This window comes from Acrocarpospora pleiomorpha (genome assembly GCF_009687885.1).
Taxonomy (GTDB): domain Bacteria; phylum Actinomycetota; class Actinomycetes; order Streptosporangiales; family Streptosporangiaceae; genus Acrocarpospora; species Acrocarpospora pleiomorpha.
In genome coordinates, this window is sequence record NZ_BLAF01000014.1 from 133,260 (window position 1) to 149,760 (window position 16,501).

The 16,501-nt window shown below is 68.2% G+C and carries 13 protein-coding genes; 6 read left to right on the top strand and 7 right to left on the bottom strand.

The features are described from left to right. Positions 1-196 precede the first annotated feature (196 nt). Entirely contained in the window at positions 197-2,923 is a 2,727-nt protein-coding gene (locus tag Aple_RS14670) for a M14 family zinc carboxypeptidase (protein WP_218038328.1), read from the bottom strand. 414 nt (positions 2,924-3,337) lie between these two features. On the opposite strand from Aple_RS14670, the gene Aple_RS14675 reads away from it, so the two are divergent. Together Aple_RS14675 and Aple_RS14680 are read left to right on the top strand one after the other, a co-directional pair. Beyond that, the gene (locus Aple_RS14675) at positions 3,338-3,682 is read left to right on the top strand and encodes a YciI family protein (RefSeq protein WP_155345132.1); all 345 of its coding nucleotides are present in this window, start codon (positions 3,338-3,340) and stop codon (positions 3,680-3,682) included. Further along, positions 3,682-4,899, top strand: a complete 1,218-nt coding sequence (locus tag Aple_RS14680; protein WP_155345133.1) for an RNA polymerase sigma factor — start codon at positions 3,682-3,684, stop codon at positions 4,897-4,899. The genes Aple_RS14675 and Aple_RS14680 overlap by 1 nt, the downstream gene beginning before the upstream one ends. A 163-nt stretch (positions 4,900-5,062) precedes the next feature. Here the strand turns inward: Aple_RS14680 and Aple_RS14685 are convergent, their stop codons facing one another. Genes Aple_RS14685 through Aple_RS14705 form a run of 5 tightly spaced genes read right to left on the bottom strand, consistent with a single transcriptional unit; the run spans position 5,063 to position 10,227 of the window. Then, the gene (locus Aple_RS14685) at positions 5,063-6,175 is read right to left on the bottom strand and encodes a Gfo/Idh/MocA family protein (protein ID WP_155345134.1); all 1,113 of its coding nucleotides are present in this window, start codon (positions 6,173-6,175) and stop codon (positions 5,063-5,065) included. Then, on the bottom strand, positions 6,172-6,933 hold the full coding sequence (locus tag Aple_RS14690) for an ATP-binding cassette domain-containing protein (RefSeq protein ID WP_155345135.1): 762 nt from the start codon (positions 6,931-6,933) through the stop codon (positions 6,172-6,174). Before Aple_RS14690 ends, Aple_RS14685 begins: the two co-directional genes overlap by 4 nt. Then, the gene (locus tag Aple_RS14695; protein ID WP_155345136.1) at positions 6,930-7,898 is read right to left on the bottom strand and encodes an ABC transporter permease; all 969 of its coding nucleotides are present in this window, start codon (positions 7,896-7,898) and stop codon (positions 6,930-6,932) included. The genes Aple_RS14690 and Aple_RS14695 overlap by 4 nt, the downstream gene beginning before the upstream one ends. Next, positions 7,891-9,036, bottom strand: coding sequence for a sugar ABC transporter substrate-binding protein (locus tag Aple_RS14700; RefSeq protein WP_155345137.1), 1,146 nt, complete (start codon positions 9,034-9,036; stop codon positions 7,891-7,893). The genes Aple_RS14695 and Aple_RS14700 overlap by 8 nt, the downstream gene beginning before the upstream one ends. 33 nt (positions 9,037-9,069) lie before the next feature. Continuing rightward, positions 9,070-10,227 (bottom strand): aldose epimerase family protein, encoded by a 1,158-nt coding sequence (locus Aple_RS14705; protein WP_155345138.1) that lies wholly within the window; start codon positions 10,225-10,227, stop codon positions 9,070-9,072. Between the two features lie 265 nt (positions 10,228-10,492). On the opposite strand from Aple_RS14705, the gene Aple_RS14710 reads away from it, so the two are divergent. The 4 genes from Aple_RS14710 (at position 10,493) to Aple_RS14725 (ending at position 15,438) form a co-directional block, all read left to right on the top strand. Further along, a complete protein-coding gene (locus tag Aple_RS14710) occupies positions 10,493-11,812 on the top strand; it encodes an ABC transporter substrate-binding protein (RefSeq protein WP_155345139.1) in 1,320 nt (439 codons plus the stop codon). 61 nt (positions 11,813-11,873) lie between these two features. After that, complete coding sequence (locus Aple_RS14715) at positions 11,874-12,752, top strand: carbohydrate ABC transporter permease (protein WP_155345140.1); 879 nt, start codon at positions 11,874-11,876, stop codon at positions 12,750-12,752. 53 nt (positions 12,753-12,805) lie between these two features. Further along, on the top strand, positions 12,806-13,582 hold the full coding sequence (locus tag Aple_RS14720) for a carbohydrate ABC transporter permease (protein WP_155345172.1): 777 nt from the start codon (positions 12,806-12,808) through the stop codon (positions 13,580-13,582). Continuing rightward, entirely contained in the window at positions 13,579-15,438 is a 1,860-nt protein-coding gene (locus Aple_RS14725) for a glycoside hydrolase family 127 protein (RefSeq protein ID WP_155345141.1), read from the top strand. Before Aple_RS14720 ends, Aple_RS14725 begins: the two co-directional genes overlap by 4 nt. Here Aple_RS14725 and Aple_RS14730 read toward each other — a convergent pair. Further along, on the bottom strand, positions 15,386-16,405 hold the full coding sequence (locus Aple_RS14730; protein WP_170321476.1) for a LacI family DNA-binding transcriptional regulator: 1,020 nt from the start codon (positions 16,403-16,405) through the stop codon (positions 15,386-15,388). The genes Aple_RS14725 and Aple_RS14730 overlap by 53 nt on opposite strands. Positions 16,406-16,501: the final 96 nt, after the last annotated feature.

Genomic DNA, 16,501 nt, shown 5'->3' on the forward strand with positions numbered 1-16,501 from the left:
CGCCGTCGAGAAAATCCACTTGTGATATATGTATCACGGCAATTACATATTGATTGCGACGGTCCAAAAACGGGAATCAGCGCACCGATATTCTCAATGCAAAGCAGCCCCTTGGGCCACTTCCGACGAACATCACCCCACCCGATCCATTCAAAGCAAAGGCCCGGCCGGATGAACCGGCCGGGCCCGTCGTGAATCAGGCGACGACGGAGCGGAGCGGGATGCCCGCCACGCCGAGGTCACGGATCAGGTCACGGACGTAGGGGTGCTCGTCGGCCGACAGACCCTCGGGGTTGGGGATCGTGAGGTAGGTCGAACCGTCTGCGCTCGCGATCTGCGCCGTGTCGGTGTACCGCTCGACCACCGCCTGGGTGCGGGCGAGGTCGGCGTCGGCCACCTGGATGACGATCGGCCGCCAGTCCCCGCCCAGGTTGGGCAGTTCCTCCGGCTCGGCCGGCGGCAGCGCCCGGGCGCTGCGCTGCTGCGCGCCGGGCGTGCCCGTCGGCTGGAGCAGCGCGTTGGCCACCAGGTGGATGCCGTTCTCGTTGTACGCCCGGAACAGCGGGTTGTACGCGAACAGCACGGCGTGCCCGGCGCCGGTCGGCTCGTTGACCAGAGCCGCCGTGCCCTTGAGCGTGTCCGAGCCCACCGTGTAGCCGTTGGACCAGAACCTGCCGTCGGTGGGGTAGGTCAGGACGTTGACGCCGGTGGTGCTCGGGTTGAGGATCGGGTCGCCGTTGTTGAACTGGAAGTCCTCCGCCGGGCGGCCGAGCGCCACCGGGTCGGCGGTGGCCGTGTCCACCCGGAAGTGCGAGCCGATGACCTGGTAGCCGGTCGGCTTGGCCTTCTCGGTGGTGGAGGTCAGCCCGGCGGCCCTGGCCACCCGGGTGCCCTCGTTGCGGAGGCCGAGGTAGGTGCCGCCCGCGGCCACCCACTGCTTGAGGTTGGCCAGGCCCTGCGCGGTCAGGCCGCCCGTGGAGCTGCTCCCGTCCGGAACCACCAGAGCGGTCCGCTCGGTGAAGGCCGGGGTGTTGCCGTTGATGTCGGCCGTGGTCACCGGCTTGAGGTTCAGGCCCCAGCGGGCGCCGAGCACGTAGCGGGCTTCGCCGTACGAGCCGGAGGTGGTGGAGATGCCGGTGCCGTTGAACAGGCCGACGTCCGGGGTGCGCAGCGCGGTGCCCGAGGGCGCCGCCCCGCTGCCCGTGACGGTCACGCCGAGCGAGGTGGCCAGCTCGTCCAGCGCGTGCCGGTCGACCGCGACGGTCGGCAGGCTGACCACGCCGGTGGCCAGGTCACGCGAGAGCGGCACGCCCTGGGCGAGCAGCTTGAAGGTGAGTTCGGAGGCCGCGGCCGAGTCCATCGGGTAGGAGTAGGACCCCTTCTTCGAGGCTCCGGAGGCGACGCCGCCGTCCATCTTCCTGACCAGGTCGGCCTTGGGCGACAGCTCGTCCCCGGTGTAGACCGTGTCCACGCCCATCAGCAGCGGGTTGCTCCAGGAGGAGACGTCGTAGAAGTACGGGAACGGCGTGTACGGGTCCTCGCCGATGAGCGCCTGGATCCAGTGCTTCTGCGGCTGGTTCATCGGGATCCAGTACGCGCCCTCGGGCACCTCGAGGTCGCTGGCGGTCCTGCCGCCGAAGATCCGGGCGCTGGGCACCGTGACGGGCTTCTTCAGCCGGTAGACCTCGACGTCCATGCCGCGCAGCCGCTCGACCAGCCGGCGCACGTCGCCGATCTGGCGTCCGGGCAGCAGGAAGTAGGACCGGATCGTGATGTCGGGCACCGGGAACTGCACGGTGTTGGTCGGCTGCACGACCTGGTTGGGCTGGAGGGTGCCGGCGGCGCCCTCGGCGAGCGCGGTCTTCCAGATCGAGTAGTAGCCGCTGAGGATCTCGTGCCTGTTGTCCGAGGCCCAGCCGACCGTCGCCCACTGGGTGTTGAACTGCTGCTGCACCCGGTCCTGCACGGCCGAGGTGCTGCCCTTCTCGTACGTCATGCCGGCGGCGCCGAACCCGGTGGCCGGCACGGTGTCGCCGTACCCCATGTAGAACATGTCGTAGGTGGCGTAGTTGAAGTAGCACTCGGTGGTGACGGCGCCGCCGCAGGCGCCGTTGAAGCCGAAGCCCGCGGCGTTGGCCGCGCCGATGCGGTTGATCCAGTCGACCGGCTGGTCGGCGATCTCGTGGTGGATCGGGTCGGCGTTCGGCGGGAAGAAGTACTGCCGGCCGCCCATCTCATGCGCGTCGACGAAGACCTGCGGCGGGTACTTCCTGAGCATTTCGATCTTGCCGTCGGTCTCCGGCTGGGTGCGGGCGAACCAGTCCCGGTTCAGGTCGAAGCCGAAGTCGTTCTGCCGGCGGCTGGCGTCGCGGCCGTCCGGGTTCTGGGTCGGCACGATGATCGTGATCAGGTTGTCGTTGCGCTCGGCCACGTCGCAGGACAGGCCGCTGGCCAGCTCGTACAGGGTCTTGAGCGCGGCGTCCGCGCCGCTCTTCTCGCCGCCGTGCACGTTGCCCGCGATCCAGACGATGGCCGGGGAGTCCGCGGTAATCCGCGCCGCCTTGGTGTCCCCCAGGGTGCGCGGGTCACGCAGCGAGTCGATGTCGTCGGCGATCTTCTTCAGCCGCGCGTCGGACACGCGGTCCGGATCGGACACGATGGCGTAGGGCAGTTCCTGGCCGGAGACGCTGTGCGCCATCGTGCCCGTACGGACCCGGTTGGAGGCGCCGCCCACGGCCTGGACGTAGTTCTTGATCTCTTCAGTGGTGAGAATCCTGGGCTGTCCCGCGCCCAGGGGGAAGCCGAAGAACTGCTCGGGACTCGGGACGGTGGTCACATGGGCGTTGGCATCAGTGGTGCAGTCGGCCGGCTCGGCCTGAGCCGATGTCGTCGGCGCCAGGGTGAGCGCGGCCGATACGAGCACCGCGACACCTAACGCCTTGCCATAGGGGGATCTACTGCGCACCGTTGCGCGTAACCGCATCTCGCCTCCAGGGCGGAGGGACGGGAGGACTCGGGAGAGGGCCCGTCCGGGGAACACAAACCACTGCGGACGGTATTGGAGCGCAACAAAACGGACAAGACAGAAGGAAATCTAACTGTCTCGTGTTAACTAATGTTATAGGAGTGTTCTCCCAGGTCAGAATGGTTTAACGTGACCAAATCGACGCTTTATAACGTCCAATAACAACTAGGCGTCGGGTTCGTACACAAACGAGAACGCGCATCAGCATGACCTGCTCCTCGCCAGGCGCGCGCGAAAATCTTCCGGCGCGTTGTCGATTCCCGTGGAGGTGGCACGTCATCCAGGTGACCCTGATACACGGAGGCGAGACACATGAAGTACATGCTGCTGTTGTGGGGCGATGAGAAGCCGTGGGCCGAGGCCGGGCCCGAGGAGCGCGAGCGGCTCTTCGCCGAGCACGGGCGCTTCAGTGAGCTGCTGGCATCGCGCGACGCGGCTCGGGGCGGCGAGGAACTCGCCCTCTCCAGCTCGGCGACCACGGTCCGCAACAGGGACGGCGAGACGCTCCTGACCGACGGCCCGTTCGCCGAGACCGTCGAGCAGCTGGGCGGCTTCTACCTGGTCGAGGCCAAGGACCTGGACGAGGCGCTGGAGTTCGCCAGGGCGTGCCCCAGCGACATCGTCGAGGTGCGCCCCGTGGTGGAGTACCAGGGGTAATGCCGGGAATGGGCGGGGCCGAGCGGGCGTACCGGGAGAACTGGGCGCGGCTGCTCGCCCTGCTCACCTCCGAGCTGCGCGATCTCGACCTGGCCGAGGAGTCGCTGCAGGACGCCTTCGCCGCCGCCGTGGACCGGTGGAATCGCGACGGCGAGCCGGACAACCCGCCCGCCTGGCTGCTCGTGACCGCACGCCGCAAGGCCGTCGACCGGCTGCGCCGCGGCGCCGTGGCCGCCCGCAGACTCCCGCTGCTGGTCGTCGACACCGATCCCTCAGGCATCCCCGACGACCGGCTGCGAATGGTGTTCACCTGCTGCCATCCGGCGCTGGCGATGCCGTCCAGGGTGGCGCTGACACTGCGCTGTGTGGGCGGGCTGACCACCCGGCAGATCGCCCGCCTGTTCCTGGTGACCGAGCCCACGATGGCCGCCCGGATCACCCGCGCCAAGAAGAAGATCGCCCAAGCGGGCATCCCCTATCGAGTCCCGTCCGGCGAGGAGCTGCTCACCCGGCTCGACGGCGTACTCGCCGTCATCTACCTGATCTTCACCGAGGCGTACGCGCCGACCGCCGGCGACCGACTGGTCCGCGACGAACTGGCCGCCGAGGCGATCGGACTCGCCCACACCCTGCGAGAACTGATCCCCGACGACCCCGAGGTCACCGGTCTGCTGGCCCTGATGACCCTGCACCACGCCCGCCGCGACGCCCGCACCGGCCCCCACGGCGAACTGGTACGCCTGCCCGACCAGAACCGCTCCCTCTGGCACCACGACGAGATCGACATCGGCCTGCACCTGATCCACCAGACCAGCGTTCGCCCCGGCCCTTACCTGACACAGGCGGCCATCGCGGCCGAACACGCCTCAGCGGCCCACGCCGAAGACACCGACTGGCACTCAATCGCCCTGCTCTACGGCGAACTGGAGCGACTGACCGGATCAGCCGTCGTCCGCCTCAACCGTGCCGTAGCCCTGGCCGAAGCCGAAGGCCCCGAGGCCGGCCTGTCCCTGCTGAGCGATCTCGACGCGGCCCTGCCATACCACCACCTGCTCCCAGCCACCCGCGCCGAACTACTCCGCCGCCTCGGCCGTGCCGAGGACGCCCTCACCCAGTACGGCAAGGCCCTGGCCCTGGTGGGCAACGACGCCGAACGAGCATTCCTGCTGTCACGCCGAGACGAACTACTGGAGGCCCCGCGCGGCGTCGAGAAATGAAGCTCGGTGCCCGCCCAAGAGCATCCTTCAGCACCGTACGAGGCGTCGCGGCTCGTCCAGCCTCACCGGCTGACGGCGAGAGCCGCCCTCCTCAAGCTTTGGGGGCGGGCCTACCCCGAACCCGCGACCCTTGTGCACTGACCGGCCAGTGTCATAAGGGTCTTCAACTGTCGTCGATGCCGGATGTGGGCACGTGTCGCCAGTCGCCTGAGCTGGTGGCTACCGCGTCGAGCACCCGTTGGACACGTAGGCCGTCCTCGAATGACGGCGTGGGGGGTAGGCCGGAGTCGATTGCCTTGACGAGGTCTCGTGCCTGGTGGGTGAAGGTGTGTTCATAGCCGATGGCGTGGGAATACCACCAGGCGGGGTGGGCGATCCTGATTCGCCGGAAGCCGCGTTCGGTGGGTGGGTCGGTGGTGTCCAGGAATGAGACCTCGTTGGGTGAGCCGAGGTCGAAGATCACGCTGCCGAGGGAGCCGTCGAGTTCGACGCGGAGGCCTTCCGCGCGGCCGTCCGCGTAGCGGGTCGCCTCGAAGACGCCGAGGGCTCCGCGGGAGAAGCGGGCGATGAAGGCGGTCGCGTCGTCCACTGTCACCCTGGCCCGGCCGGGGCCGTCGGGTAGGGGGCGTTCGGGGACGAAGGTGCGGGTTATTCCTGAGACTCCGGCGATCAGGTCGCCCGCGAGGTGCTGTGCCAGGTCGATCGCGTGTGCGCCGAGGTCGCCCAAGGCGCCGCTGCCGGCGTCCTCGGCGCGCAGTCGCCAGGCCATGGGCGTTTCGGGGTCGACGAGTGAGCCGTTCAGGTACATCGCCCGGACGTGCCTGATTTCTCCCGCCCGCTTCGCCACCAGGTCGCGCGCGAACTCGACCGAGGGCAGGCGGCGGAAGTTGAACCCGGCCATCGCGAGGCCTGGCGCGTCCCGGGCTGCCCGTGCCATGGCCTCGGCCTCGGGGACCGAGTTGGCGAGTGGCTTCTCGCAGAGGACGTGTTTGCCCGCGCGCAGGGCCGCGATCGCGATCGGCGCGTGGGTGTCTCCGGGGCTGCAGATGTCCACCAGGTCCACGTCGTCGCGCTCGACCAGGCGCCGCCAGTCGGTCTCCCAGGCGGGGAAGCCGAACCGTGCGGCCGCCGCCCCGACCGCGGGCGAGCGGCCGCACAGCACCGACAGTCGCGGGCTCAGCGGCAGGTCGAAGAAGTGCCCCACCGTCCGCCAGGCGTGCGCGTGCGCCCTGCCCATGAAGCCGTGTCCGACGACTCCCACCCGCAGGTCGGTCATGGCGAGCCTCCTCTCGTACGGGCCTTGCGGTACTCCTCCACCACCAGGTCGGTGAGTTCCTGGAGCGAGGTCTCCGCCGTGGGCTTGTCGAAGGTGATCGTGCCGTGCTGGAGGAGATTGACCCGGTCGCAGACGTCGAGGATCTGGGCGTAGTTGTGCGCGATGATCACAATGGACACCTCGCCCCGCGCCTTGAGGTCCCTGACCAGGTCGAGGATGAGGGCGCCCTCCTTGGCGCCCATGGCGGCCAGCGGCTCGTCGAGCAGGAGGATCCGGGAGCGCGAGTAGACCGAGCGGGCGACGGCGATGGCCTGCCGCTGGCCGCCGGAGAGCTTGGCGACCTCGACGTCGACCGAGGGGATGCGGACGCCCATGGCGTCCAGGTGCTCGCGGGCGAGCCCGCGCATCCGGCGGTTGCTCAGCAGGCGGGCGAAGCCGACGTGCTCCCGGCCCAGGAACATGTTGTGGTAGACGCTGAGCTCGTTGATCAGCGCGAGGTCCTGGTAGACGATGTCGATGCCGAGCGCCCTGGCCTGCCGCACCGACTTCAGCGTCACCTCCTCGCCGTCCAGCAGGATTCGGCCCGAGTCCGGCTGGTGGAAGCCGCACAGGAGCTTCACCAGCGTGGACTTGCCCGCGCCGTTGTCCCCGATGAGCCCGAGGACCTCGCCCGCCGCCAGGTTCAGGTTGACCTCCCGCAGCGCGGTCACCGCGCCGAACCGTTTGGCGACGCGCTCCATCTTCAGGACCGGGGTCATGTCCTGCCCGCCCTTCTCAGCCGGGTGAGATAGACGTTGGCGATCATGGAGACGAGGATGGCGAGCCCCAGGATGAGGAAGTAGGGGTTGGCGGAGATGCCGATGAGGTTCATCCCGTTCTGCAGCACGGCCAGCACCAGCGCGCCGAGAGCGCCGCCGACGATCGTCCCCGAGCCGCCGGCGAGAGCCGTACCGCCGATGACCGCGGCCGAGACCGCGGTGAACATCAGGCCGGTGCCGCCGCCGATGTTGGGGTCGATGGTGTGGATCCGGAACGCCTCGATCAGCCCGGCGAAGGCCCCCAGCGTCCCAGCAATCATGAAATTTCCTATTTTGATGCGGGCGGTGCGCACGCCCGCCTCCGCGGCGCCCAGCGGGTTGCCGCCGACCGCGACCGTGTGCAGGCCCCACCGGGTCCTGGTCAGTACGACGTGCAGGAACACCACGATGACCAGGGCCCAGCCGAGATGCGCCCAGTCGGCCGCCCCGAGCCACTCGCCGATCGCGCCGTCGACCGGTCCCGGGATCTCGGCCGGGTAGGCGTGCGAGGTGGTGAGCACCACGCCGGTGACGAAGTACAGGGTGCCCAGCGTGGTCACGAACGACGGCACCCGCAGCACCACGGTAACGAACCCGTTGCCGAACCCGATCAGGGTCCCGGTCAGCAGGGCGAGCAGTATCGCCGGGATCGCGGGCACCCCCCAGAAGTCGATCGCGTAGTGCATCATGAACGGCGCCAGCGCGGCCACCACGCCCACCGACAGGTCGATCTCACCGCTGACCAGCAGCAGGACCGTCCCGCATGCGACGATCGCCGCGGGCGCCGTGGCCTGGGCGATGTTGACCAGGTTGGCGGTGGACAGGAAGACGTCCGTCACCGACATGAAGTACAGCCCGAGGCCCAGCGCCACCACCAGGACGCTGGCCTCCCGGTGCCGCAGGAACTCCTCGCGGACCCTACGCATGGGGGATGGCGCCGGAACGTTCGACGACCTTCTGCGCGGTGTCGGAGCCCTCGAAGCGAGTCTTGGTCGTCTGGTACGGGCCGACGTTGTCCTTGGTCACGAAGAGCAGTCCCGTGTTGGTCTCGGAGGGGAAGAGCAGTCCGCCGGAGAGCTTGTACAGATACAGGTAGAGCACGGGCAGGAAGCCCTGCAGGTAGGGCTGCTGGTCGATGGTGTAGTCCAGGTCGCCGTCCTTGATGGCGGCCAGCGTCTCCGGCACCAGGTCGAAGCCGCCCGCGACCTTGAGCCCCTTGCCGCGCATGCCGTACTTCTTGACGGTCTGTCCCACCGACTGGGTGGAGCCCGCGTCGACGGCGAGCATCCCGGCCAGGTCGGGATGGCCCTGGGCGTAGGCGTCGATGATGGACAGGCCCTTGGTGATGTCGGCGTTGGTGCCGATCGCGGTGAATGTGATCGGCTTGCCCGAGTCCTTGATCGCCTGTTGGGCGCCGTCGATCCTCGGCTGGATGTTCAGCGCGCCGGGGGTGGCGATGAAGCCGGCGACCTCCCCCGAGTCCACCTGCTGGAGTGCCCGCTGGCCCAGGGCGTACCCGGACTCGTAGAGCCCCTGGCCGACGTAGGCCAGTCGCGCGGTGCCCCTGTCGTCGCGCGCGCCGTCGGCGTTGTAGGAGATGACCGGGATGCCCGCGTCGAGCGCCTTGTTCACCGGCTCCCGGAACGCGGCTTTGTCCACCACCGCCACGGCGAGGCCGTCGACCTTGGCCGAGACCGCGGTGTTGCACGCGTTGACCATCTCGGCCACGATCGAGTCCCTCGAGCCCGTCCACTGGAACTCGGTGCCGAGCAGTGCGCACGCGTCCTGCGCGCCGTACTGGGTGGGGGTGAAGAACGGGTTCGTGGTGACGTGGCAGACCAGCGTGAACTTCCACTTGGGCGTGGCCGGGAAGTCGCCGGCCGCCGCCGCGCCTGAGGCGGCGGGAGCGTTCCCGCCCGCGTCACTGGTGCACGCGCTGAGCAGCGCGGTCGCGGCGGCCGAGGCGCTGACCAGGCCCGCTCCGGTCAGGAGGCGACGACGCGCGACGCGGTTCAGGTGGAGGGTGTCGAGGGCTTCTTCGACCTTCGGATGGATGTCTTTCATGATCCTGCCTCATGGGATCCGCGGGGGATGGTGTCACACGGTGGAGAACGCGTAGATCGTCGTGGTCCGGTAGACGTCGCCGGGCCGCAGGACTGTCGAGGGGAAGTTCTTGTGGTTGGGCGAGTCCGGGAAGTGCTGCGACTCCAGGGCGAAGCCGGACCGTTTCGGGTAGAGGTGGCCGCTGGTGCCGCGCAGCGTGCCGTCCAGGAAGTTGCCGGAGTAGAACTGCAGGCCCGGCTGGTCGGTGATGACCTCGAGCACGCGCCCGCTGTCCGGCTCGACGACTCTGGCCGCCACCTCGAGGCCGTGCCCGTCGAGGACGTAGTTGTGGTCGTATCCGCCGCCTCGCACGAGCTGCTGGTTCTTGCTGTTGATGCGTGCGCCGATGGCGGTGGGCTCGCGGAAGTCCAGCGGCGTCCCGGTCAGCCGGGCGATCTTCCCGGTGGGGATGAGCGTCTTGTCGACCGGCGTGTAGCGGGAGGCGTTGATCTGCAGCTCGTGGCCGAGGATCCTGCCGTTGCCCTCACCGCGCAGGTTGAAATACGCGTGGTTGGTGAGGTTGACGATCGTGGGCCTGCTGGTGGTGGCGCGGTAGTCCATCCGGATCTGGTTGTCGCCGGTCAGCGTGTAGACGACCTTGGCACGCAGCGTCCCCGGATAGTTCTCCTCGCCGTTCGCGCTGGTGTAGGTCAGTACGAGCCCCACGCTGTCGTGCCGTTTGAAGGGTTGCGCCTTCCAGACCCGCTTGTCGAAGCCCTTGTCGCCGCCGTGCAGGTGGTTGGGGCCGTTGTTGACGGCCAGCTGGTACGTCCTGCCGTCCAGGGTGAACCGTCCCTTGGCGATGCGGTTGGCGTACCGGCCGGTGATGCACCCGAAGTACGGACTTTTGCTGACGTAGTCGGACAGGTTGTCGAACCCGAGCGTCACATTGGCTAACTCGCCGCTGCTGTCGGGGACCTCGATCGACTGGAGGATGCCGCCGTAGGTGAGGATCTTCACGCGCATCCCGCCGGCGTTCCGCAGCGTGTAGATGTCGATCTTCTTGCCGTTGGGCAGGGTTCCGAAGTGCTTCTTGGTGATGCTCGGTCCGCCTGCGGCCTGCGCCGGGGGTACGGCCACCAGGCTCAGCGCCAGGGCGACCGCGGCCACGAGGACGACCCTGAAGGCAGTGGCGAATCTGTTCGGGGGCATGGGCGATCTCCCTTCGGCTGCGCTGATCCACGTCGTCACTGGTAAGTCGCGGATCAGCTGGTACCGGACGAGGGCAGCTAGCGAGTGGCTGTGGTTGCGTTAACAGCTCGCCGTGCAAGCGGCCGAGAGCAACGCCCGGCGAGCTGGAGACTCCTGAATCACGAAATGAATACGATTGATTGCAATCGTATTCATCTCGATTTACGTTGCCATCAGCACGGGGTCATGTCAACACCGGTCCACTCCGAAGAGAGGAGCCTGGCAAATGAGAACCCGTCCCAGGTGGCCTGTCCGGGCGGCCGCGGCGGCGCTGTTACTGGCAGCCGCCGCCTGCGGTCAGGAGGAGTCGCCCCCCTCGGCCAGTCAAGCGCAGCAGGTCGCGACAACGGCGTGTGCCAGCAAAGGCGCCCTGACGATGTGGGAGCGCTCAGGCGGCAACAAGCAGATGGTGGACATGCTGGTCGAGGCATGGAACACCAAGAACCCCGACTGCAAGATCAATCTGACCTACATCCCCCACACGGAGATGGTGGGGAAGATCGCCCAGGGGGTCGCCTCAGGCGACGTGCCCGATCTGATGGGCATGGACCTGATCTACGCCCCGCAGTTCGAAAAGGAACAGCAGCTGGTCGACCTCACCGACCAGATCAAGGATTGGCCAGAGCTGAAGACCGCCAGCAAAGGGCACATGACGGTGGCGACCTACCAGGACCGGCTCTTCGGCGTGCCCCTTTACGCGGACGTGTCCGCCCTCTTCTACAACAAGGATCTTTTCACCCGGGCCGGGCTCGACCCGGACAAGCCGCCCACGAGCCTGGCCGAGCTGCGCAGCTACGCCGACAAGATCACCGCGCTGGGCGGCGGCGTCAAGGGCTACTATCTGCCCGGCAACTGCGCCGGCTGCAACATCTTCACCGTCGGTCCGCTGATGTGGGCCTCGGGGGCCACGATCGAGGCGGCGGGGCCGGCGGACGAGCCGCTGGTCGGCGACGGCGTCAAACAGGTGCTGCAGTTCGCTCGCGACATGGTCAAGGCCGGCAACGTGCCCGAAGGAAGCCGCACGGAGAACGGCGAGACGTTCCACCTGCAGTTCGGCTCCGGCAAGGTGGGCATGATGGGCACCGGCAACTTCAACATCACGCTGGCGCGCCAGCAGAATCCGGGGATGAAGTTCGGCATCGCCCTGTTGCCCGGGGTGGCGCCGAATTCCGCGGCCTCGTTCATCGGCGGCGACCTGGTCGTGGTGCCCAAGGGGAGCAAGCGGGTCAACGACGCGGTCAACGTGATGAAGTTCCTGCTCTCCGACGAGGTGCAGGTCGAGGTTTACGCCAAGGCGCTCAACCTCACCACGCGTACCGACATGGTGAACAACAAGTATTTCGAGGCCGAGCCGCTGGTGCGTGATGTGGCCAAGGCGCTGACGGTGGGGCGCACGCCGTACACGGTCACGTTCTTCGAGCAGATCAACTCGCCGCAGGGGCCGTGGCTGAAGATGCTGCAGCGCGCTTATTACGGCAACGACGATCTCGACGCCGTCATCGCCGAGACCAAAACCGAGATGAAGGCCATCGCGAGCCGGTCATAGAAGAGTCGTGTCCGCCGGGCGGCCCATCGCCCGGTGGACACCTCACTCGGGAGGAGTTCTTATGCGTCACGGCCCACGCGGCCGTCTGGTCGGATTCGCCTACCTGGCACCGGCCCTGCTTTTCGTGCTCGCCTTCACCGCCTATCCCCTGGCGCAGATGGCCTGGATGTCGTTGCACAACTGGTCCCTGCTGTCCCCGCCGAGATTTGTCGGGCTGGCGAACTACGAACGGGCTTTCAGCGACACCCAGTTCTGGGTGTCCTTTCGCTTCACCCTGCTCTACGCCGCGCTCATCACTCCGGTCCTCATCATCGGCGGCTACCTGTTGGCGCTGCTCACCGCCCGGAACACGGTCCTGCGCCGGCTCACCCGCACGGTGGTCTTCATCCCGGTCGTGATCGGTCTCGGGGTGTCGAGCCTGCTCTGGTACTGGCTTTTCAGCGCCGATTTCGGTCTGGTGAACCGGGCCCTGCTCGATCTGGGGGTCATCGACGAGCCCGTGCTCTGGCTGGGCGTGGACGCCGGAGTATCCAGCTTCGCGATCAGCGCCTCCGTGGTGTGGAAGGTGATCGGCTTCGGGATGATCCTGTTCGTCGCCGCGATCCAAGCCGTGCCGACGGACGTGGTCGAGGCCGCCCTCGTCGACGGGGTGAGCTACTGGCAGCGGGTCACCCGGGTGATCCTGCCGCTGACCCTGCGCACGGTCCTGCTGGTGACCCTGGTGAGTGTGATCGGCTCGCTGCTCGCCTTCGACCAGTTCTACATCATGACCGCCGGCCAGCCGCGCAATGAGACAGCCACATCCGTCTTCTACATCTACCTGAATTCCTTCCCCTACCTGAAACTCGGGTACGGCGCCGCCCTGTCGATGATCCTGGCTTCCACGATCCTCGTCTTCACCGTGATCCAGCTGCTGCTGACCCGCCGGAGCCACCAGTGAAGAGACGCGGAAGGTACCTGGTGGCGGCCATTTGCCTCACCGTCTGCACAGTCATGCTGATGCCGCTGGCGATGTCGATTCTCGCCTCGGTGAAACCGACCGAAGAGGCGGCCGCCGCTCCCCCGACTTATCTCCCGCACGGGCTCAGCTTCGACAGCTATGCACGGTTATGGAATTACCAGGAGGGCCTGCTGGTCTACCTGGCCAACAGCCTGGGCACGGCGTTGCTGGCCATCGTGCTCACGCTGCTGCTGACCGTTCCCGCAGCTTACGCGCTGGCGCGATTCCCCATCCCGGGCAAAGAGGTGATCTTCGTGGTGCTGCTGCTCGCGCTGATCATTCCGTACCAGGCGCTGCTCACGCCGATGTTCCTCATGTTCGCGAAAATCGGCCTGACCAACTCGCTGCTCGGCCTCGCGATCCTGCACACCGCCATCCAACTGCCGTTCAGCCTGTACGTGCTGCGCAACAGCTTCAGCGCCATCCCCAGGGAGCTGGAGGAAGCGGCCATCATGGACGGTTCCTCGTCGTGGGAGGCGTTGCGCTATGTCTTCATCCCCTCGGCTACGCCCGCGATCGTCACCACCGCGCTCTTCGCCTTCATCACGTCATGGAACGAATTCCTCGGCGCGCTGGTGATGATGAGCCGCAGCTCCACATTCACCCTGCCGCTGATCCTCGCCACGTCGAGGACGGAGACCAGCCTCGGCGGCACGGACTGGGGCATGCTGCAGGCCGGCGTCACCATCTCGATCATCCCGTGTGTCCTGGTCTATTTCCTGCTTCAGCGGTACTACGTGTCGGGTCTGATGAGCGGAGCTATCAAATGAGCGTGTGGCCGACCGCAGCGGCGAAACAACGGCTGTGCCCGATCGAAGCGAGCGATGTGGAGATCGTCGGCGGGTTCTGGGCGCGGCGGCAGCGGCTCAACCGCGAAAAGACGATCCCGCATGGCTTCGCCCAGCTCCAGCGGCACGGGGAGCTGGACAACCTCCGGCTGGCCGCCGGCGGGCCGGGGCGGTATCAGGCCGAGACCGACAGCGGCGGCTCGACCTTCCCGTTTCTCGACTCCGACGTCTACAAGTGGCTCGAAGCCGTCGGCTGGGAACTGGCTCGGGGCGCGGATCCGGTTCTCGCCGCCGCGGCGGAGGAGGCGATCGGGGTGGTGGCCGCGGCGCAGCGGCCCGACGGCTATCTCAACAGCTACGTCCAGGTCGTCACGGGTGGCGTCCCCTATGGCGATCTGGCCTGGGGGCACGAGTTCTACTGCGTGGCGCATCTGATCCAGGCCGCGGTCGCCTGGCATCGAGGGCTCGGCGACGACCGGCTGCTCACTGTCGCCACGCGCGCCGTGGCCCATATCGACGCCGAGTTCGGCGTGCGAGGCAGACCTGGCATCGATGGGCATCCGGGGATAGAGATGGCGCTTGTGGAGCTTGCCCGGGTCACGGGTGAGGAGCGCTATCTCGCGCTCGCCGAGCGGATGCTGGGGCTGCGCGGGCACGGGCTGATCGGTCCGGGGCGCTTCGGGTCCGAGTACTGGCAGGACCACGAGCCGGTGCGCGAGGCGGCGACCGTTGCCGGGCATGTCGTACGCCAGCTTTATCTGGACTGCGGCGCGGTCGACGCCGCCGTGGAACTCGGCGATGAGGAGTTGCTCGCCGCCGTACGGCGCCGCTGGAGCGATCTGGCCCGCAGCCGGACCTACCTCACCGGCGGGATGGGGAGCCGGCATCGCGACGAGGCGTTCGGCGACCCCTACGAGCTGCCGCCCGACCGCGCCTACACCGAGACGTGCGCGGCCATCGCGAGCGTGATGCTGGCCTGGCGCCTGCTGCTCGCGACCGGCGAGCCGGAGTACGCCGACGCGATCGAGCGGGCCATGTACAACGGTGTGCTTTCCGGGATCTCGCTCTCCGGCGAGGAGTTCTTCTACATCAACCCGCTGCAGCGGCGGACTCACCGCGCCGCGGAGCCGGTCGGGCACGGCCGGCGCGCCCCGTGGTACCCGTGCGCCTGCTGCCCGCCCAATCTCATGCGCCTGCTCAGCTCCTGGCACCACTACCTGGCCACAGGTGACGAGGGCGGCATCCAGATCCACCAGTACGCGGACGCCGACGTGACGGTCGGAGACGTCCGCCTCGCGATCCGGACGGAGTATCCGTGGCAGGGCCGCGTCACCGTCCACGTTCTCCAGACGCCGGATCGGCCGTGGACGCTCTCGCTGCGGGTACCGGCATGGAGCCGCTCGGCCGGCGGCCCGGTGGTCCAGCATTCGCGGCAGTGGAACGCGGGCGACAGCGTCGTACTCGACCTCGAGCCGGTGATCCGGGTCACCGTGCCCGACCGGCGGGCCGACGCGATCCGCGGGTGCGTCGCCGTCGAGCGCGGTCCGCTGGTCTACTGCCTGGAAGCCGTTGACGCTCCGGCCTCGACGGAGCTGGAGGACCTGGCGTGGGACGGCGGTCGCCAGCCCCAGGAGGTGCCGCGGCCCGACCTCGAGCCGGCGATGATCGGCGTCAGCGTCCCGGTCGTCGGGGCGTCGCCTGGCGAGGACCTTACCGCCGGCGCGATCCCCTACTTCGCCTGGGCGAACCGGCGGGTGGACGCGATGCGGGTCTGGATTCCGGCATTCACCTCGGAGCCGGAGGCGCGGTCGAATCCCGCACGATCAGATCCGGGGTGAAGATCTCGAGAGTCGGCCGGCGCTGGGCATCGGCCGGTTCTCGAGCCAGCCCGACCGCCTGCGTGACCGCGTAGCCGACGATCTCCGATATCGGCATCCGCACGGTGGTCAGCGCCGGCACGGTGTGCGCCGCGATGAGAATGTCGTCGAAGCCGACGACCGACAGGCGATCCGGCACCCGCACGCCTACGCTGTGCGCGGCGTGCAGCACGCCCACGGCCACCACATCGGTCGAGGCGGCGACCGCCGTGGGCGGGTCGGGCCGGTCCATCAGGCGCCGCAGCGCGGCATCGCCGCCGGCCAGGGTGCTCGGGCTGCGCTCGGCATAGCCCGGCGGCACGGCGCCGAACCGCTCCCGCATGAAATCGAGATAGGCCTCCTCCCGCGCCCGATATTCACCGGGAAGTTCCGCGTTGACAAAGGCGATCCGCTGGTGTCCCAAGGACACCAGATGGCTCAGCCCGGCCTGGATGCCGGCCCGGTCGTCGGCGTCGACGGTCGGGAACTCGCGCGGGCTCGTGCCCGGCCAGAGCGCGACCACCGGCACGATCGAGTTGCGCAGGTCGACCAGAAGCTGCGGATGCTCCTGCATGTCACCGAGCAGCACCACCGCATCGGTGTGCCGTGTCTCCAGCACGGTGGTCAGCGAGAGCGCCGCATCGCCCAGCCGGCCCGGCGCGTGGCCAAGCACGACGTTGTAGCCGTGCGCCATCGACTCGGTCACGAGCGCCTCGATCGCCCCGGCGAAGAAGGGATCGCTGAAGTCGCGCACCACGGCGCCGATGAGGTTCGTCGAGGCCCCGCGCAGCCCGCGAGCCAGCGGGTTGGGGCGGTAGCCCAGCTCCCGGGCCGTTCGCAGCACCCGCTGGCGGGTCTCCGGCGCGATGGGCACAGCGGTGGGCGCGCCGCTGAGGACCCGGGACACGGTGCTCTGCGAGACGCCCGCAGCGGCGGCGATGTCACGCATGGTAGGCACCGGCCGCATGGCCGACTGGTCTTCAGACATCCAGACGAGCCTAGCATCACGATGCAGGCATACGATTTCGCCCACGTAAAAGGCGTC

Coding starts and splice junctions, on each gene's coding strand:
- Aple_RS14695 (WP_155345136.1), bottom strand. CDS start 7,898: ATGCGTAGGGTCCGCGAGGAGTTCCTGCGGCACCGGGAGGCCAGCGTC.
- Aple_RS14705 (WP_155345138.1), bottom strand. CDS start 10,227: ATGCCCCCGAACAGATTCGCCACTGCCTTCAGGGTCGTCCTCGTGGCC.
- Aple_RS14700 (WP_155345137.1), bottom strand. CDS start 9,036: ATGAAAGACATCCATCCGAAGGTCGAAGAAGCCCTCGACACCCTCCAC.
- Aple_RS14725 (WP_155345141.1), top strand. CDS start 13,579: ATGAGCGTGTGGCCGACCGCAGCGGCGAAACAACGGCTGTGCCCGATC.
- Aple_RS14675 (WP_155345132.1), top strand. CDS start 3,338: ATGAAGTACATGCTGCTGTTGTGGGGCGATGAGAAGCCGTGGGCCGAG.
- Aple_RS14715 (WP_155345140.1), top strand. CDS start 11,874: ATGCGTCACGGCCCACGCGGCCGTCTGGTCGGATTCGCCTACCTGGCA.
- Aple_RS14680 (WP_155345133.1), top strand. CDS start 3,682: ATGCCGGGAATGGGCGGGGCCGAGCGGGCGTACCGGGAGAACTGGGCG.
- Aple_RS14710 (WP_155345139.1), top strand. CDS start 10,493: ATGAGAACCCGTCCCAGGTGGCCTGTCCGGGCGGCCGCGGCGGCGCTG.
- Aple_RS14685 (WP_155345134.1), bottom strand. CDS start 6,175: ATGACCGACCTGCGGGTGGGAGTCGTCGGACACGGCTTCATGGGCAGG.
- Aple_RS14730 (WP_170321476.1), bottom strand. CDS start 16,405: ATGCGTGACATCGCCGCCGCTGCGGGCGTCTCGCAGAGCACCGTGTCC.
- Aple_RS14720 (WP_155345172.1), top strand. CDS start 12,806: ATGCTGATGCCGCTGGCGATGTCGATTCTCGCCTCGGTGAAACCGACC.
- Aple_RS14690 (WP_155345135.1), bottom strand. CDS start 6,933: ATGACCCCGGTCCTGAAGATGGAGCGCGTCGCCAAACGGTTCGGCGCG.